General features: G+C 50.5%; 18 protein-coding genes. All 18 read right to left on the bottom strand.

Annotated elements, in window-relative coordinates; genetic code table 11:
* Positions 1–7: 7 nt before the first annotated feature.
* The 18 genes from DESRU_RS05560 to DESRU_RS05475 all read right to left on the bottom strand — a co-directional run bounded on the left by DESRU_RS05560 (position 8) and on the right by DESRU_RS05475 (position 17321).
* On the bottom strand, positions 8–1792 hold the full coding sequence (locus DESRU_RS05560; protein WP_013841136.1) for a portal protein: 1785 nt from the start codon (positions 1790–1792) through the stop codon (positions 8–10).
* Entirely contained in the window at positions 1789–2013 is a 225-nt protein-coding gene (locus DESRU_RS05555; RefSeq protein ID WP_013841135.1) for a hypothetical protein, read from the bottom strand. Before DESRU_RS05555 ends, DESRU_RS05560 begins: the two co-directional genes overlap by 4 nt.
* Positions 2007–3356, bottom strand: a complete 1350-nt coding sequence (locus tag DESRU_RS19790; protein ID WP_013841134.1) for a PBSX family phage terminase large subunit — start codon at positions 3354–3356, stop codon at positions 2007–2009. The genes DESRU_RS05555 and DESRU_RS19790 overlap by 7 nt, the downstream gene beginning before the upstream one ends.
* Entirely contained in the window at positions 3346–3774 is a 429-nt protein-coding gene (locus DESRU_RS05545; protein WP_013841133.1) for a helix-turn-helix domain-containing protein, read from the bottom strand. Before DESRU_RS05545 ends, DESRU_RS19790 begins: the two co-directional genes overlap by 11 nt.
* Before the next feature lie 47 nt (positions 3775–3821).
* A complete protein-coding gene (locus tag DESRU_RS05540; protein ID WP_013841132.1) occupies positions 3822–4301 on the bottom strand; it encodes an MreC domain-containing protein in 480 nt (159 codons plus the stop codon).
* A 202-nt stretch (positions 4302–4503) separates the two neighbouring features.
* Complete coding sequence (locus tag DESRU_RS05535) at positions 4504–5040, bottom strand: hypothetical protein (protein ID WP_013841131.1); 537 nt, start codon at positions 5038–5040, stop codon at positions 4504–4506.
* Positions 5007–6461, bottom strand: a complete 1455-nt coding sequence (locus DESRU_RS05530; RefSeq protein ID WP_013841130.1) for an SNF2-related protein — start codon at positions 6459–6461, stop codon at positions 5007–5009. The genes DESRU_RS05535 and DESRU_RS05530 overlap by 34 nt, the downstream gene beginning before the upstream one ends.
* 1 nt (position 6462) lies before the next feature.
* Positions 6463–6741 carry a PDDEXK family nuclease gene (locus DESRU_RS05525; RefSeq protein WP_041275315.1) on the bottom strand — a complete coding sequence of 93 codons (279 nt, stop codon included), beginning with the start codon at positions 6739–6741 and terminating at the stop codon, positions 6463–6465.
* Positions 6742–7007: 266 nt separating this feature from the next.
* The gene (locus DESRU_RS05520; protein ID WP_041275314.1) at positions 7008–9458 is read right to left on the bottom strand and encodes a virulence-associated E family protein; all 2451 of its coding nucleotides are present in this window, start codon (positions 9456–9458) and stop codon (positions 7008–7010) included.
* A 27-nt stretch (positions 9459–9485) separates the two neighbouring features.
* Complete coding sequence (locus DESRU_RS05515; RefSeq protein WP_013841127.1) at positions 9486–11108, bottom strand: PcfJ domain-containing protein; 1623 nt, start codon at positions 11106–11108, stop codon at positions 9486–9488.
* A 14-nt stretch (positions 11109–11122) separates the two neighbouring features.
* Positions 11123–11500 (bottom strand): hypothetical protein, encoded by a 378-nt coding sequence (locus DESRU_RS05510; RefSeq protein ID WP_013841126.1) that lies wholly within the window; start codon positions 11498–11500, stop codon positions 11123–11125.
* Between the two features lie 13 nt (positions 11501–11513).
* Entirely contained in the window at positions 11514–12140 is a 627-nt protein-coding gene (locus tag DESRU_RS05505) for an HNH endonuclease signature motif containing protein (RefSeq protein ID WP_013841125.1), read from the bottom strand.
* Positions 12141–12146: 6 nt separating this feature from the next.
* Positions 12147–12410 (bottom strand): hypothetical protein, encoded by a 264-nt coding sequence (locus DESRU_RS05500; protein WP_013841124.1) that lies wholly within the window; start codon positions 12408–12410, stop codon positions 12147–12149.
* 18 nt (positions 12411–12428) lie between these two features.
* Positions 12429–14393, bottom strand: a complete 1965-nt coding sequence (locus DESRU_RS05495; protein ID WP_013841123.1) for a DNA polymerase — start codon at positions 14391–14393, stop codon at positions 12429–12431.
* Positions 14394–14397: 4 nt separating this feature from the next.
* A complete protein-coding gene (locus DESRU_RS05490) occupies positions 14398–14964 on the bottom strand; it encodes a DUF2815 family protein (RefSeq protein ID WP_013841122.1) in 567 nt (188 codons plus the stop codon).
* A 22-nt stretch (positions 14965–14986) separates the two neighbouring features.
* Complete coding sequence (locus DESRU_RS05485) at positions 14987–16165, bottom strand: DUF2800 domain-containing protein (RefSeq protein WP_013841121.1); 1179 nt, start codon at positions 16163–16165, stop codon at positions 14987–14989.
* Positions 16162–16554, bottom strand: coding sequence for a hypothetical protein (locus tag DESRU_RS20730; RefSeq protein WP_013841120.1), 393 nt, complete (start codon positions 16552–16554; stop codon positions 16162–16164). Before DESRU_RS20730 ends, DESRU_RS05485 begins: the two co-directional genes overlap by 4 nt.
* Before the next feature lie 167 nt (positions 16555–16721).
* Complete coding sequence (locus DESRU_RS05475) at positions 16722–17321, bottom strand: hypothetical protein (protein ID WP_013841119.1); 600 nt, start codon at positions 17319–17321, stop codon at positions 16722–16724.
* Positions 17322–17440: the final 119 nt, after the last annotated feature.

Genomic DNA, 17440 nt, shown 5'->3' with positions numbered 1-17440 from the left:
GCACCTGCTACGGTGCTCCCTGTACTTGATTCAGCATTTCCTGCTGCTCCTCCGGCGACAACTGCATGAACATCTCCTGCTGATCCGGCGGTAGTTGGGAGATGATCTGCTGTTGCTGCTGAGCCTGGGCCTGCTTCACCTGTTCGATGATCTTCTCTTTCTGGGGCAGGTAGTTCGGCGGCAGGTTTTCCAGGTAGGTGGTGAAGTCAATGCGTCCCCCATTCAAATGTTCCTTCAGCTCTGCCACCATGGCCGCTTCGCTGTAGGGGGTACTGGGCACGCTGTTCACCATCACGTCGAAGTCAAAATCCACCCAATCCGTACCGCGGAACCAGAGGTATTCCCGGCCCCCCTGGCCGTCGGTGATGCGGATCAACCGCTGCTCGGAATAAAACTCCTTCCAGAAGGCTTCCCAGACCTGGGCCACTTCCTTCAGATAGCGGCGAAAGTTCCGGCTAATCTTCGATATCCGGATTCCCGCGGCCTTCTGCAGCATCATAATGGCCTGGGCGTTTAGCTCCCCGCTGGGCGCCTGGCCCACCATGGCCTCATGCACGCCCGCCTCAGTCTTCACCATTTCCGGCAGTTCGGAAAAAAGCTGCTGCACGTACCCCGGGATGGTAGGAGCCTGGAGGTATTCCAGGGCCTTCCCCTGCCAGTTTCCCGGGCGTTTGCGGACCAGTTGCCCCGGCTGATTGGTGATGCTAGTGGGGTCCACCTGCTGCTCATCGGCCAACAGTTTGGGCCAGGCCGTCAAATACCCGGACCAAATGGACAGGCCCAACAGCCGGTTCACCGACTTCTGGGCCTCAATGATATTCCTGGCCTCCCCTTCCCCGAAAAAGCAGTTCCGGACATCCTTCCAGCGGAACACCGCCAGGGGATAGCGGTCACTGTACTGGAAGAGGGGCCTTTCCACCCGGACCAGTTTGCTGTCCGCCACCACTTCATACCAAACCTCGGTATGCCCGGTTTCCGGATTCATCACTTTGCGGAAGCGGCGGATTTCGTCCACGTAGTCCGTGGAGTCGATTTCATTTCGCTCACTGTCGTAAAGCTGGTCCCGCTGCTGCTCCTTGCTGCCGCGGATACTGGCCACGTCCACACCCAGCCGGTCAGCGTGTTTCCTGTAGAACTCTCTGAATTCCTGGAGCGGGGTCCGGGCAGTGATGATTATCCAAGGCTGTTTCTGAATATCCGGCTCCCTCGGGTTGCCCACATGGATGTCTGCCGGGTCAATCTCATCCCCGGCAATATCCCCTTCAAAAGCGGTCATGCGCTCCGGGTTCCCGCCTCGCTTGCCGGGATCCCAATACCAATAAGATATGCCCGTACCCAGCAGGGCCGCAGTTTCGGCTATCTGCTCGTTCAGGTCGTCGTTATTAGTTTCCTCGCTGGTGTACTTGGCTACTTTGCTGAACATCTGAGCCGCTTCCGCATCCGCCCGGGTGGGGTCCGTGGCCGTCAGAGGGTCGTTGGCCGGCGCTCCTTCCCGGGGCAGAAAGGTAATCTCCGGCTCCTCCTGAAGCACCGCGGATACCTTCTGGTCGATGATAGACTCAAAGATGTTGATCACCGGTCTGGGATAAACGGCAGTGTCCTGGGTTGGCTTCGGCCACTGGTCCCCACGCTTGAATCGTTCATATTCCGGCCAGTCATCGTAATATCCCCTAGCCCGCTTCCAGGAGACGGAGGACTGCAACTGCTCCAAAATCTTCTCGGCCACCGGCTCCGGCGAGTCTGCCGCCTCCTTGCCCGGCAGGAAGGATAAAACCTTTTCCATCATGCTCATGGTTTCTCTTCACCCCCCACGAACCAGTGTTGCAGGGTTTTATCCGGTTTCGGTTCCTGTTCTTCTACTTTGGGGGGTGGTTTCGTCTCCGGTAGAATAGGCAGGTGTTTTGGTTCTTCCCCTCGCTGGATTCGCGCCCAGGTCAGGCCCAAACGGACACAAAAAACGGCGCTCAGGGCGCCAAAGAGGAAGGCTATTAAAATGACAATCAGGTCTACCATGCGTGATAATCTCCTTTCGGTTCGGGGGTCTGTAGAGCAAAGGGTAGGCTGTTCTTCTTCTTCGCCTTAATGATGGCCGGCGCCGGCCTGCCTGCTACAAAATAGCGGATTGCATCCGGGGCATGGGTCAACTCATGCGGTTCTGTCGCTACGTCATTGGGGTCCTTTTCATCGCATTGGAGTTGCGGTAGAGTCCGGATTAGGTTGACACAGTTTTTAAATATAACCAGGCTTGCCGTCTTAATGCCCTGTTCATCTTCATAAGGGGCTAACCACTCTTTTAGATTATACCACCCTTGAATTCTGTCGTTATTGGCTTGTGTTAACCATTCGTCGTATTCCATAAAGATTTCAGCAGCACTTTTGCCGGTTTCCTGTCTTCTGTTCCACAGATCCGGCGGGGCAAACTTTTGATAAATTGCATCAGAACCGTTTACCTCGGCAATGCGTTTGGCGGCAGCGGAGATAATTAAATTGCTCTCGTAAAGCTCTTTGTAAACGTATGCTTTGCCTTGCGGGTCTACGGCTATCCAGTAGTTTGCCAGCATATCCAATCCATAGTCCTTTGTTGTGTACCTACGCCAATGTTCAGGAATAACAAAAGGTTGAATCACATGGATGTCCGTCCTAAACTCATCGAAGTACGTTCCACCGGGTATCCCATATTCACCCAGGCCAACAACCTTGTAACGGTCCGGGTTGGTATATTCCAATTCCTCAATGTATCGCCGGTCGGCGTCATCAAGAAATTCATTGCACCGAAAAGTAGTGGTTAAGGTAAAGGCATGAGGGTCTACCTTGTCAAAGAAACGGCTTTTAGTCCAATGGGTATTAACCCATGGATTATAAGTTAGTGTTAGCTGCTTCCACAGACCTTGAGGCATTTCCCCGCGAATGCTTTCGTCCAAGGTTTCAAAATCTGCTTCATTCTCAATCTCGTAAGCCTCTTCTAACCAGACCCAACATAAAAAGCCAACATCAACGGTAATTGACGTTAGCTTTAAGGGATCATCAAAACCACGGAAAAGTATCTTTTGACCGGTTGGGATGTAGGTGCATTCTAACGGATTGACGGTAAAGCGCCATTTATCAAAGACCCCTAACCGTTTGGCCGCCCATTTCAACTGGGCAAAGGTGCTGTCTTTGTGGGTGTTAAAGGTCTTTCTTACCACAAGCGCATTGGCCTGCGGGTATTTCATGATGTGGTAAATAAACCATAAGGCGGTGGTTGCGGATTTCTTTGATCCGCGGCCACCCTTTAAAACCCGGTATCGTTTTTTGGTTTTCCAGAAAGACGCATAGCCTTTGCCAATGACTTCAGGGAGATTTACCTCAATCTTCAAGGGCATCCTCTCCCTTGAAAATAACCATGCTGCCGCTGTGTTCTACGTCTTGCTTATCTCTCCACTTGGACGGCTGCCGATTTTTCAACCAGAAGATAGCGGCGGCTGTATCAGGCGGATAGTGTTCAGTGTATTCCACCTGATCGGTTATTTGGCCTTCATAGGTTGCAAATTTTGTAGACGGATGCGAATACCCTTTAGCGCGATGGTATAGTTTCTGGGCAATTACGGCATCCGCTTCGATCTTGCCTTTTTTTAGGGACTCAAGAAATTCGGGATGTTTTTTCTTCCAGGTGTTTAACGTCTGCTCCGAAGTATTAAAAAAATCCGCAAGCTCTTTGTCTGTAGCGCCAAGCAAACAGAGTTTATAGGCTTGCTCGGCGTATTCTTCTTTGTATTTGCTTGGCCTTCCTGCCACTTTGCACCCCTCCTTTCAGGCATAAGAAAAGAGCCCGGTTAGGGCTCTTAGTTTTTATCTGGAATCTGTATAGAGCATGGTATTTGTGATGCTGATTTTCTGCCAAGTACCAAATTCCCGTTTTGGTCTTCAACAAGTGCAACTCCTACTCCACTCTCATCCAATTCATCAAGGAACTTTAATGTCAATCTATTATAGTATTTTAATTCTTTATTTTCTTTTAATAGCTCTTCACTGTAGGCTATCATTGTTTTGCTTAGTTCTTTTAACTTTTTGTTCTCTTCCGATAACTCCTTACCATATTCTAGCATCATTTTATTTAAATCTTTTAACTGTCCCGTTTCTATTAGCAAACTTTTACTAGATTCGTTGAAATAATGGTCAGAGATACGCCATGAAATTATCGAGCCTGCTAATAAACCTAATGCCCCCATGTAGTCCTTTGCGGCATCCCAAAATTGGCATACCATAAGTATTAAAATAACAAACATTATTATTGACTTATTCTTCAACGACTTATTCTTCAACCTTTTCCCCCCTATAATTACTTTCCCATGTTATGATTTTATCATATTGGTACATGCTAACAAGTTATTTTCTGAATAAAGAAAACCGCCCACGAAATGGACGGTTTTCCTAAACGCAATATTTCACAGTACCATTTTACCACGGTTCTTTTAGCGTGTAAATCGCATCTTTTTCGCACACCATTCGCAAACCCCTGAAGCTTTAAATATCCAGCCTCAGACCGTCTACGCCAAAAATTAATATGCTCAATTCGGTAATCATTTCCCTTTTCCACCGATATACAGAATCCTTGCCACAATGCAATTCCTCAGCTATTACCCTAACCAATTCACCTAATTCTATATGCCTCCTCGCCTCATCCAGATACAGCCGATGGATAACCTCGTATTTCTCCGGCTGACCTTTGGCCGACATCCTAAGCCGTAGTATCTCCAGACAAACATCAATCTGGTTAATCATAATTGCCGTCCGGATCCGGCTTCTCTTAATGGCCTTCACGATTACCTCGTCCATGTCCAGGTCATCCAGATCCATAATGTCGGAGGCTTTATCCTTGGCATTCTCGTAATGCTCCAGCAGGCTCAGGTAATTCTTTAAAAGTAGTTCTGTATTCTGGAATCGGCTTCGCTTGATTCGCTGCCGTTCCTCGTTTCTCTGAAGCCTCACAGCCTCAACGGCTGCAGCTCTGGCCAGATCCTGTATGTTCACCGTGCTTTGTTTTTTGCCGATTGTCTCCACCCCCTTTTTCCTCTGTCCACATCGCGCCCAGCAGGTTCCATGCTGCCGCACAAAGGTGGTCCTCCTTTTTGTACCCTCTCAATTCGGGCTTTCACTGCCGTAAGAAGGGCGTCCTGGCCTTTTGCTTTCCCGCCCAGGATAGGCAGTACATCCTCATCGTGCGTCCCTTCTACCACCAAGTGAACGACAATGACACAATCGTGTTCCTGCCCCGGTCGCCGCAATCGTCCATTCCCCTGCTGGTACAGCTCCAAGTCCTGCGTCAAGCCAAACCAGATGATTACATGACCACCTTCCTGGAGATTCAGCCCGTGACCCGTAGAAGCGGGATGGGCCAGCAGAATAGAGATTTTCCCGGTGTTCCAGTCGTCAATATCCTTTGAGTCGTCTAAAGTCCGGATGCGCTTCCCCTGAAAGTGCCGTAAGATACGGTCCCGGTCATGCTGGTAGGCGTAAAACACCATCACAGGCCACTCCCCGAATTCCTCCAAAACCTCTTCCAAGGCTTTTAATTTAGCGTCGTGGATCTCCCGAACCTGTTTATGCTCGTCATACACAGCACCGTTCGCCATCTGAAGAAGCTTCGTCCCCAGCGATGCAGCTGTAAAGGCCACCACATCTCCGTCCACGTAGGGAAGCAGCATGTCTCTTTCTAACTGGTTGTATCGCTGCCGTGCCTCTGGCGGCAAGGGGATCTTTACAATCCGGGGTTCTATGGGCGGTAAACCGGTAGCCGGCATACTGATGCAAATACCCGATATCATCTTGTATATGGCTTCTTCGGCCCCAGTCTTCGGTTTCCAACTGAAAATAGTGGTCCGGTTCCGTTGATCCGGTTCGAAATACCGTTCTCGATACCCGGTATAGGTTTTCCCCAAACGCTCTCCACCGTCCAGCAGATAGACCTGGGCCCAGAGATCCAACAAACTCTTCGGCCTTGGCGTACCGGTAAGACCGACCCAACGTTTCACCAATGGTCGAATCTTCCGAAGGGCTTTAAATCGTCGGGCTGAAGGATTCCGAAAACTGGAAAGTTCGTCAATCACCACCATGTCGAAGGGCCAGGCCTTGCCGTAGTAGTTCACCAGCCATTCCACGTTCTCGCGATTAATTACCCAGATGTCGGCGGGAGCTTTTAAAGCGGCGATACGTTCTTTCCGTGAACCTAAAACTCTGGAAACCCGAAGCTGCTGCAGGTGATCCCATTTTCGCACTTCGCGGATCCAAACATCTTGCGCCACCCGGAGAGGGCCGATCACCAGTACCCGGGAAACCTCAAACCGGTCATACAAAAGTTCCTCAACGGCTGTAAGAGTGCAAACGGTTTTCCGCATACCCATATCGAAAAACAGCCCTACGCCAGGCTTTTCGAGAATGTACTGGGTGGCAAATTCCTGATAGGGATACGGTACGTACTGCATCCTAACCAAACACCTCCTTGAGAAACCGGTTTATCGCTTCTTCACTGTCCAAACAATATACGGAAAAGCCTATGGCTTGAAAATCTCTAGCGCACTTCTGCTGCAGCGGCTCTCTCTGCCCCCCTGGGGCTTTCATCTCCACGAATAGAGTCCGGCCTCCCGGGAGAAGTACAATCCGGTCCGGCACCCCTCGCCTGCCTGGGGAGGTAAATTTCAGTGCTAAACCGCCTCGCTTTTCTACTTCTCGTTTGAAACGTCGTTCCAGTCGTCCCTCGCTCATATCTTTAACATCCCTCGTTTTATTGGCGGTTGCCAAGTTGACGAAAATTCCTTACACGCGCCTACACATAACATACATGTGTATATATTTCTATATTTAATATATCTCTATAAGCTATCGGCAACTTCGGCAATTTAACCTTTAGTTCTTGACGTTGCTGTATTTTCAGGGTTGCCGATGTCGGCAATCTCGGTAACTATCTCTATTTTTAAGCCTACTGTTGGCAACCTTGGAAATTTGGCAACTTCGGCAACCTTGGCAACTTTTTAGAGGTCGGCAACCGGTATTGGCAACCCCGGTAATTGATTAGATTCTTTTCTGGTGTAGGCTCTTTGCACTCCGTATAGTCTGAATTTCATTTTTCCATCCTTGTTTCCGCTGTACTTTTCCCAGGCTTCGATTTGCCGCATCAGCCCGTGAATTTCATCTATTTCAAACCTTTTGATGGTTGTTAAATCTTTCCGGAACAGCTCACACCATATCTCAGCTATGCAAACCCGGTCACGCTGCATTGTACCGACTGCTTCCTGACCAAAATCATCCCCGTGGATAAATGCCCTCCGCTCACTGAGGCTCTTTTTTTCCCAGTCTTCCGGCAGCAGTCTGTCCAGATATTCTTTGATCATACCTATGCGCTCGTCGCTCTCCATGGCCAGCTTCTGCTGTTCCTGGGCCTCTGCTGCAACTTCTCCCTCCAGGAAAAGTTTCTCTCCGGCTTTCCAGGCGTCCACAGCTTCGGCCCATATCTGACTGACTGTATAGTCGTTGAGGGTCCAGGAGGCCTTATCCTCTGATACACCGGTTACCGTGACTGGCCAAAAACGCCGGTTCCCGGTACTGTCCCGCAAGAAACCTGTGTCGTTATTTGTGCTCCCTACAATAATACATTGCCGTGGGTGCTCCACGGTACGGCGGCCAAATGAAGGCCTATAAACATCCCGCTGCCTGCTTAAAAATGATTTAACCGCCTCCACTTCCGCTTTCTTAAATCCGGCCAATTCTCCAATCTCCAAAATCCAATACCCTTGCAATTTCTCCGCAGCCGTTTTATCTTTCATGTCATTCATGCTAAGCGAGTCATTGAACCAATCCCCGGCAAGACGGGTAAAAAGTGTACTTTTCCCAAGACCCTGCCGTCCTACCAGCACCAGCATATAGTCGAATTTACAACCCGGCTGCATCACTCGAGCTACGGCTGCTATTAGTGTCTTTTTAGTCACGGCCCGAACATAGGTGGAATCCTCCGCGCCCAAGTAGTCGATAAGTAATTCCTCTAATCTCGGAATGCCGTCCCATTCCGGAAGGCCCTCTAAATATTCACGGATTGGATGAAAAGTTCTTTCATGGCTCACAGCGGCCAAGGCATCATTGAGTTTTGAAGGGGTCCATATCCTATAAACCTTCTCCAGGTACACCCGCAAGGCTGCATCGTCATCATCGCTCCAGTCCGGACCTTTCCATTCCCCCGGTTTGCGCCAGGGAACCGGCTCCAGCAGAACGATAGCGCCCCGGTGGGAGTTGTATGCTATCCCACACAGGTTCGGATCATTCCGGAGAATTAACACAAGGTTTCTCAAAGAGGGTATTATCTCGCCTTTTTTACTAAACTCCAGGTGTTTTGTCCACTCACCGTCATTTTTAAAATCCTCTTGCGCTTTGGATAAAAGCTCTTCGGTGATAGTACTTTTTACAAAATTGTCATTCTGGCAAAATTCCAACATGGCTAAGTATGAAGGCAGCTTAACAGTGGGCGTTCCCGGCTCCGCCTCTTCATCCCGGGTCCCAAACAAATGCAGCCGGACCAGATCAAAGGCATTCACCAACTTTCCACTCACCGGATCCGTTCCGTGGTGAGAATAGGCAAAAGTATCCCCGTCATACACCACCAGTCCGCCGGCAGTAGAACCTGATAAATAGGTATACCGCCCATCCCCGCAGGGTCCGTATACCTCCCCAAGAAAGTTTTCTATGGCGTCCTGGATGGTGTAGGTTCGGCAGAAAGCCCCCACGATCCCCGGCTTTGCCAGAGGATCCCCCTGCTTATCGGCCAGTTTTTTGCGGTCCTGTTGAGCCCGGGAAGATTCCGGCCAATAGGACGGATCTTTCCAATCCGGGTACCGCGCTAACACCTCGTCAGGATTCAACCAAGGCTCGTCAGCCAATCGAAAGACGTATTCCCCATCGGAGGAGGTGGAGGGCCAATACATCAGCCGATGGGGTTCATACGTGGTATCATCGAAAAAATCAATCCCTAAATCCGCCGCAATGCGCCGGGCCACCGCCGGATATTCGTCCGGCGTAATAGGACGGGATAAAGGAATAACTAACCTCAGACGGGGATTTTGGGGGCTGTGGGCGTGCGTAGAATACACCACACAGGCACAACCCAGCATCATCTCCACCGAGGCCCAGAGATCCCCCTTCACGAAGTCCGCATCCAGGGTAACCACCTGACGCCAGACCACCGCGTCGCTCTTCCTCCGTCCTCCCTTGAGCGTGCCGCCAACAAAACCCCCCACATCTTTTATTTGACCCTGCTGGGCTTTGGTCAGTTTTCGATATTCGGCCAGGGTTTCCCCGGTCCGGGTGGTCCGGCTGAGTCTTTCCACCAGCTCGGACCAAACCATTTCCCGGTTCCTCCAGTTCTTTTCCTTCCGGCTGCGCCCTGTGGCGATGGTCAGGGAACCGTCGTGTTTTATCTTGCTGATAGATTGCATTGGATTGTTCAACAGCGGTCACCCTCCTCAGCCTGTCTTCAAAATCATTTCTTCCTGTGCTTCTACATCTTCCGTTTTAATTTCCAGACCGGCATTCTTTGCCCAGGCAAGCACTTCATTATTAAGCTTGGCGTCCCGGGCTACCGGTATGTTTTTATCCAGCTTTGCCTGTACCAGGGCTTTCCCCCGAATCTCCAGGCAGGCAGCCAGTTTGCCTTTATCGTCCGCCACCAATACGATCCATTGGGTATTATCCTTCATGGCTTTTCCGTAGGAGGCAACACAGTTGTGCAGTTCGGCGCCGGCCTCCAGGAGTTCGAGGGATTCTTTGGGCATAAAGAATTTTATCTTATCCTTTTGCATGGAAAGCCGTTTTATGATGTGGTCAGGAACCTCAAATTTTAAGTTTACGTGGTTTTGCCTCCGGTGGGTCCGGGCCATCCAGTCGTGTAATTCCTTCAGTCTAACTTTTTCTGTTTTCAATCTTTCCCGGTTCTCTTCGTTAAGCTGCTGGTGGAGTCGAATGCAATCCCGGAGGTTTATTTCCCTCGCTTCTTCCACCATGCGGACCACACCGGCCTCACCGTATAGCGGCAGCATTTCCCGCAGGAATTCAATTAAATCCTCGTTAACGTACTGAACCGCATATTCCAACGTGTTTCCATTTGCCTTCAACAGCTTAAAGCCGGCATAGAGACGGACGGCTAAATCATAGTTCCGGCACAGCGCAAAGGACTGGGCCAACAGACCGATTTCAAAGGGATTTACCGCCAATATGCGTCTCATCAGAGGCCGGTCAGGTACCGCGTTTGCGGCCGCCAGAGCGGAGACAAAATCCACTCGCTCACGGGTCGAAGCGATAACCGCTTCCATAAAGTGACCGTTGACCATTTTCATCTTCCAATAACTCCGAATGGTCCCGGGGCTCTCCCGGTAGATGTTCGGAAGGTTGGGCGCATCGGGAAACAACACCCGATACGCCATATTGAAGATGGGCAGCAGGAAAGCGCCATAATACTGACCCGGGCTGACGTACATGGAACTGATTTTATGCCCCAGATGCCTTTCCAGCTTTGCCTGTACCGTCTCCCGAAGAACCCGGAGAATTCCATATAATTCGGCCTTTTCCCTTGTGTTGGCTAAACTGTTGGGCAAAAAGAAACCTAGAATGCTTTTTTCCAATACTTCTAACTCATACGGGTTGCCAATTTCAAAGGATTCAATCTTGCAGTTATTTTTATACCGGGTAAACACCACTTTCTGCTTGGCAAGGTCAAAACGGAAGATTTCTTTGTGCTTCCCACTGAAAACCCGCAGGGTATCCTGAAAATACACGGTGCTGCTGTAGACCTCAAAGGTAACCGCGCTTTTGTACACTTTCACACTGAGGCGAACTTCGTTCGGGGCCTGCACTCCGCGTTTAACGGTGACAACATGTTTTTCATGCCGCATACCGCAGTGGGGGCAATGGAAATAATCACCCCGTTCATACCAGCCCATGGCCCCGGTCTTTTTGCCCCAGGTAACAGTGAAAGCCTGGTCACATTGCTCACAGAAGTATTGAAAGTGGTGTAGTCCGTTACTGTGGTATCCTAAATCCTCCGCATAGGCGGTAAACATCTGAGGGATGACGACGGTAGCTGCAAGCAATTGCTTTCCCCTCCCTACATAAGAAAATCAAACTCATCCTCTTCGGCGGCAGCAGTCTCTTCCGGCTGTTCCGGCTGTTCCGGCTGTTCCTCAACCGGTTTCTGAGCCGGCTCCTCCTGCTTTTTGGCGGATGCTCTTTTTTTCTTCGGTTTTTCATCCGTACCTGAATCCGGTGTATCCTTTTGAGCACCTTTCTTATAATGCTTGGCCAGCTCCGATGCTGTGGCGGCTGCCCGTTTCATGGTCTCAACGTAGGTTTTAAGGGCTTCCAGGTCTTCCGTCTCAATGGAATGGGTGGAAGCCTGGTTTTCATCGTGGGAGACTAAATCTTCTATTTCTTTTAAAGCTTTAAGCTGTTGATTCATAAAATTAATCACGTTATTGCAGTCCATTCTTAAATTCCTCCTAACCTTTTCGTCTGGGTTTCCGGTCACTTATTTTTTTGAAAATATCTGCTATGATAATCCCTGTTTTTGTTAATTTGGCGTCATTTTGAATCAGATTCTTTTTATTCAAAATCGCCAGTTGGCCACGGGAAACAAGAATGAGATTATCCGGTTCAAAATTGCGCCGGTTGCCGTCTCCAAAGATGACTACGTGCCCTTTGGGTACGGGCCCGTGGCGCTCTTCCCAAATTAAAATGTGTTTCCCTTTCCACTTGTTAGGGTCTGCGATTTTTATGTCCACATAGTCATTACCGTTTACTCTTTCTGTGCCAACCGGCTTATAATTGTGTGGCCTATTGCCCTTCTTAAACTGAGTAGGCTCCCATCCGCCAACGCCTTTTTTACCTTTGTTAAAAGGAGTGTGCCCTGATCTAAATCTTCCGTCTAGGCCGCTGGTCAAGCCGTGGTTTTTCTTGTAAGCCTTTATCTGTGCCAAGGTTAGATTTATTCCGAAGTAATTATTAAACATGTCTGTGAGCTCTTGGGTACTGCGGCCATTGACATTTTCGACGAGAAAGGTAGCCTGATCTGAAGTGTATCTATGCTGCGTCTGCTGCGGTCGGGGATTGTACACTTCAAAACTCATATCCCACTACTCCTTTAAAAATTGTGCCTTCAGTATCTTAGGCATTTTCTTTTCGTCGCCACCACTGTCATCTTCGACACCATACTCAAGCTGAAGGGTCCTCGCCTTCAGCACCAGCGTACCATTGGCTATAATTTGCGACGCCAAGCCCGTAACTGCTTTCGCTCTTGCCATTTCTTCCTTTAGCTCTTCGCCCTTCAAATCCTCGTCGCTCAGGCGTTCCAGTTGAGCAAACAGGTGGTTATTCAAATCACCTAAAGTGTTTTGCATTTTAGGACCTCCTTTAACTCAATCGTCCTTTTTGTAATAACCTGTCTCAAACACGTCTGCCCGAAGGGGCAGCCCCGGAGCCCAGGGGATGGGTTCGCCCATCACATAGCAGATATACTCTTGTGCTTCTTCCATGTCTTTGTCGTCCGGTACATCCAATACGGCTTCATCGTGGACATGCATTACCGTTTGATACCCAACTTGATGAAGCCTTAACAGGCTTTCGGCCAGGCAGTCCCGGGCCGTAGCCTGGACAATGTTCTCCACCAGCTTCCCGCCGTAGGTGTAGAGCCGTCCCCATTGTTTCGTTCCTTGCTCCACTCCTTCGTAGGTAAGTGCGGGCTTGTTAAAGCGTTCGTTCACCCCTATTTTGGGTCGTACATAAGCCAGGCGGCGCCCGGAAGGGAGACGGATAAACAGGGCTCCGGATTCATAGGAGAAAACAATTCCGTGACGCAGTGTAACTGCCCGTTTCTCCTGTACGGCTGTAATTGCTGTCTTCTCGACATCCCGCCAAAATTGCACAATGTTTGGGTTTGCCTGCCGCCAGGAGGACACCAATTCCGGCAATTCTTCTTCCTTTAGGCCCATTTTCAAGGCGCCCATTTGGACTAAAGCTCCTACGCTGCCCTGGTAACCCAGAGCCAACTCAGCAATCTTTCCTTTTTGCCTCAGGGGGTTTCCTTTGGTGATGGATTCCACCGGTATTTTAAACATTTGGCTTGCGGAGGCTTCATAGATTTTTCCGTGGGAGCTGAACACATCCATGCGCCACTTTTCCCCTGCCAGCCACGCAATGACCCGGGCCTCGATGGCTGAGAAGTCGGCCACGATGAACCTGCAGCCGGCAGAGGGAATAAACGCCGTTCTAATAAGTTGAGATAATACTCCGGGAACACTTTCAAAAAGCAGTTCCAGTGTGTCGTACTCTCCGGAAAGCAGCAGTTGCCGGGCCAGGTCCAGGTCTTTTAATTTATTTTGCGGGAGATTTTGGACCTGCACCAACCGCCCGGCCCAGCGCCCGGTTCGATTTGCCGCATAAAACTGCAGGAGTCCCCGGATCCGGTTGTCTTGGCATCGAGCCCGGTCCATGGCCTGGTATTTCTTAATGGAGGTTTTAGCAAGCTCCTGCCTCAGTTCCAGCACTCGTTTAACGGTCTCGCTTTCTGTCTGTTTCAACAACGTTGGAACCGTTTCTTTGGATAGACTCTCTATCTCCAGTCCCTCTGCTTCCATCAGCCAGGATTTCAGTTGGGCAACACTTTTGGGATTCTCAAGACCGGTCAGTCGAACAGCCTCCGCTTCTAGTTTCTTCTGGTAGGCCGTATCACAAGTAATGGCGTGGGCCACCAGTTCAGGGTCCACCCGGACCCCCCGGTCATTAATTTTCTGATCCAAAATCCAGAGTTTCTGTTCGATCTCCGGTATTGGGTACCGTTCTAAAGCCTTCCGGATGGTGCGTTCCACTTCCACGTCCTGCCGACAATAGGCTTTGAACTGAGCCCATTTCTCCGGAGCGTGCTCCGGCCGGTTGCGGGTTCGCTGCCCGTTAGTCTTGGTCGGCTTGCAGGGAATGGAGAAATAGCGGATTAACGCCTTTCCCGCACTGTCTTTCTGTTGTTCCAGTTTCATGGCTTTGGCCACACCGTCCAGGCGGATAGGAAGACCCAGAGTCAACGCATGGACCTGCGTACACCGCCACTGTTCCGGCGGCATTGGTTGCCCAAAATGTTTGGCGATGCAGGTTCTTTCAAAATTAGCATTGAAAGCGGTTTTGACGATTTCAGGATCCGTTAAGGCGGCCAGTACCGATTCCGGCAAGGTCTCCCCACTGGCCAGGTCAATTACCCGGACCAGTTCTTCATTAAAGGCGTATCCAAACAGCAGAATTTCAAAGTCCGGGGCTTCCGTATATCGGTAGACCCCGCTTTTCGCGAGGTCTACACTGCTGTACGTTTCAATATCAATACTAAGGATTGTCATCTAATTACCCTAAAAAGTCATCGTCACCGCCATCACTGACAACGTCAAAGTCATCTTCCGCCCGGGAACGACCGCCCAGGGGCTCCCCATCTTCCAGCTTCTGAACATTCTGCAGACCACATCCCACGCCCTTATTCCCGGCCTGGTTAAAGGGGTAGAAGTTCAAACTGACGCGTCCGTAGCAACCGCTGTATACCTCTGATTGATCCAGAATCGGCTGTACGTTTCGATCCACAATACCCGGTTTTTGTTTGGAGCTGGCATTCAGGAAATAATGGCCCTGGTATTCCTCTTGGTCCGCCCGGTCCACATCCCCATCCCGTAGCGGTGTTTTAAGATTGGAGGGAATCTTTCCACCCCATAGACTGGCGCCCGCCTGTTTGGCGGCATCCACGGCGGCTTTGATTTTCCGAAGGGTCTCCACATCGGATTTTGGAATCAGAACGCAAAGGGAGTATTTTTTATCCTGGCCTTCTGCGATGGCCCGGGGTTCAAAAAGGTTGGCATAACTCATCCGGATTTTACCGGTTACAACTTTGGTATTAGGGGACTTGGTTTGTGCTTGGGTCATTTCACATTTCTCCTTTTCACTTTTATACTGCTTCGTTAAAATCCGCCTTGGCGGAGTCGATTGAATTAATTTCCGTACGCTTATCCGTTTCAGGGGCCAGCGTAGGTTTTCCAGCAGGTTTAATAACATGGTCATGAAGTAACTGATTAAATCGCTTTTTGCCAAGAGTCTTTTCCATATCTGTGATTCCAAGAATCTCTTTGGGTTTATATATATCACCCTCTTTATACCCTTCAGCCAACAGGATGGTGGCGACAGCATCCTTATCCGTATATTTGCGGTTGCTGCGCCCTTCGACCAGCTTCCAGCCGGGGAATTTTACACCGTGTTTTTCCGCTTGTTCCAGGGCATAGTTCTGCACATCGGAGGTCCATTTTTGGAGTTCTTCAGCCTTGGATAGAACGGCGGCAATTTCATCGTGGGACAGCAACGGCGGCTCCCGGAAGTCATACTGGGCCATTTTCAAGTTGGCATTGGCTCTTTCCCGGCAGGTGTACCGAGCTTTACAAAAACGGCAGTGGTCTCCGGCTGAAAAGGTTCCTTCGCCGGCAATAGCCATCTTGGCCAGAGGTTTAACTACCTTTTCCGCCCAGGCTAAGAGTTCTTCCGCGGTCATCTCTGCCGTGGAGACGCTGTCTAACCGGGGTTGGGTGATGGTCATCCGGACCGTTTCAATATCGTAGAGGTGTTCAAACTGGTGAAGGGCTCCCAGGCCGTACAGTCTCATTTGGCTGTTGTTTTCCGCTGACACGGGAACCCCTTTGCCATACTTCAGGTCAATGATATCCAGGGTTTTATCCGCGATAATTACAACGTCACCGGTGCCAAACCCGTCCGGTACCCAGGGGCTATAGTCCAAACGCTGCTCCAACAGTACAATTAAATCTTTTGTTCGGGTCCGGGCTTCGTTGATTCGCTCTATAACCAAGTCCCGGTAATCCTGGATGTAGTCCTCCATATCCTGCGAATAGTGAGGATTCCCCTTCAGCTTTTTTAGGTTCTGGTTAAAAACGATCATTCCCGTATACCCCAGATAATGAGCTAGATGCAATTCCGCCAGGCTGTGGGCAAAGGTTCCTTCTGCAGCGTATTCGCTTGTCTCGTCTGGAAACTGCCTTTCCAGTTGGGCGCTAGGTGGGCAAGCCATCCAACGCCCTGAACCGGAAGCCGATAGAACGGCGTGAGCCTGCGGCGCACTCATGCCAGCTTCTCCGCTGCGGCCAGTAGTTTGGGATATTTCTCTTCGGGAATTTCGGTGAGCTTCGCGGCGCCGAAGTCCGTAATAAGCTTTTTAACCTGTACCTGCTTTCCAGCCTGGGAAAGAGCGGCCAGCTTTGCCCGTACCTGCTCCAGGGTGATTTCAGGGGTATCGGTAGTCTCCTCTGTTTCCTCTGTCCCGGGCTCCTCTACGGGTTCGGCCTCTGTTTCAGGCGCGGGTTTAGTTTCCGCGGCCTTCTCCTGCTTTTTCTTCTTCGGTTTTTCCGGCTCCGGCTGTGGCGCGGATGCTCCACCCGTGATACCGGCCAGACCGGCAATGGCTACCTGCAGTTCTGCCGGATCAGCCGCCTCTATGTGAAGTGTGATGTTCATATTTTTCCTCCTTAAAGTTTGTATTTGGTGTAAAAGATATAATGCTTAATCCGTAGGCCCAAAAGCCCGATTCGTCCCGGACCAGTTTCGCCCCGCACCGGCAACGTTTTTCTTTCTGGTCGAAGTTAAAAACGATCCTTCGACCGCAGTAACACAGCGGGGTTAGCTTAGCTGGCATTTTCAACAATCACGCCTTTGAACCGGAGCCGAATGAACTGGATTAGCAGCATGTACTCCTGTCCGTGCCGACTTTCGCCATGTGTTTGCTGCACTGCAGCTTCAAAGGTATCAATCGATCCGTGGAAGCATCCTCGGGTGACTTCAACCACTCCCTGTTTGGTCATGTACGCGGTCAGTGTGCCGTACTCGGAGCCCACGGAAGAAAACCAGGCGATGTGCGCCCGTGAGGTGATATGGGCATCGCCGAACACCCGAGCATTGCCAGACACCCGAGCATCGCCGAACACCTCAGCATCGCCGAACACCTCAGCATCGCCGAACACCCAAGCATCGCCGAACACCCGAGCATTGCCAGACACCCGAGCATTGCCAGACACCCGAGCATTGCCAGACACCCGAGCATTGCCAGACACCCGAGCATTGCCGAACACCCAAGCATCGTCCTCCTGACTCAGGTTTTCAGCCTTCTCTACCCAGCCGCCCAGTTCGCCGGCTTTCACGTTCCCGAATGAACGGGTTGCCTTGATTTGGTATAAAGTAACACCGAGATATTCCCTGGTAACCTCGGTTAATATAAACTTTTCCACTTGGTCGACCTCCCTAAAGATTTTTGGAGCCATTTCCGGAACTCAGTAACCGTTCCGCTGAAGGCGGCTATCCTAAAAGGACTGCGCATTTGATTCACGCTCCTTCTTGACACTTTCCG

This window comes from Desulforamulus ruminis DSM 2154 (assembly GCF_000215085.1).
Taxonomy (GTDB): domain Bacteria; phylum Bacillota; class Desulfotomaculia; order Desulfotomaculales; family Desulfotomaculaceae; genus Desulfotomaculum; species Desulfotomaculum ruminis.
This window is presented reverse-complemented; position numbering and strand designations above follow the sequence as displayed.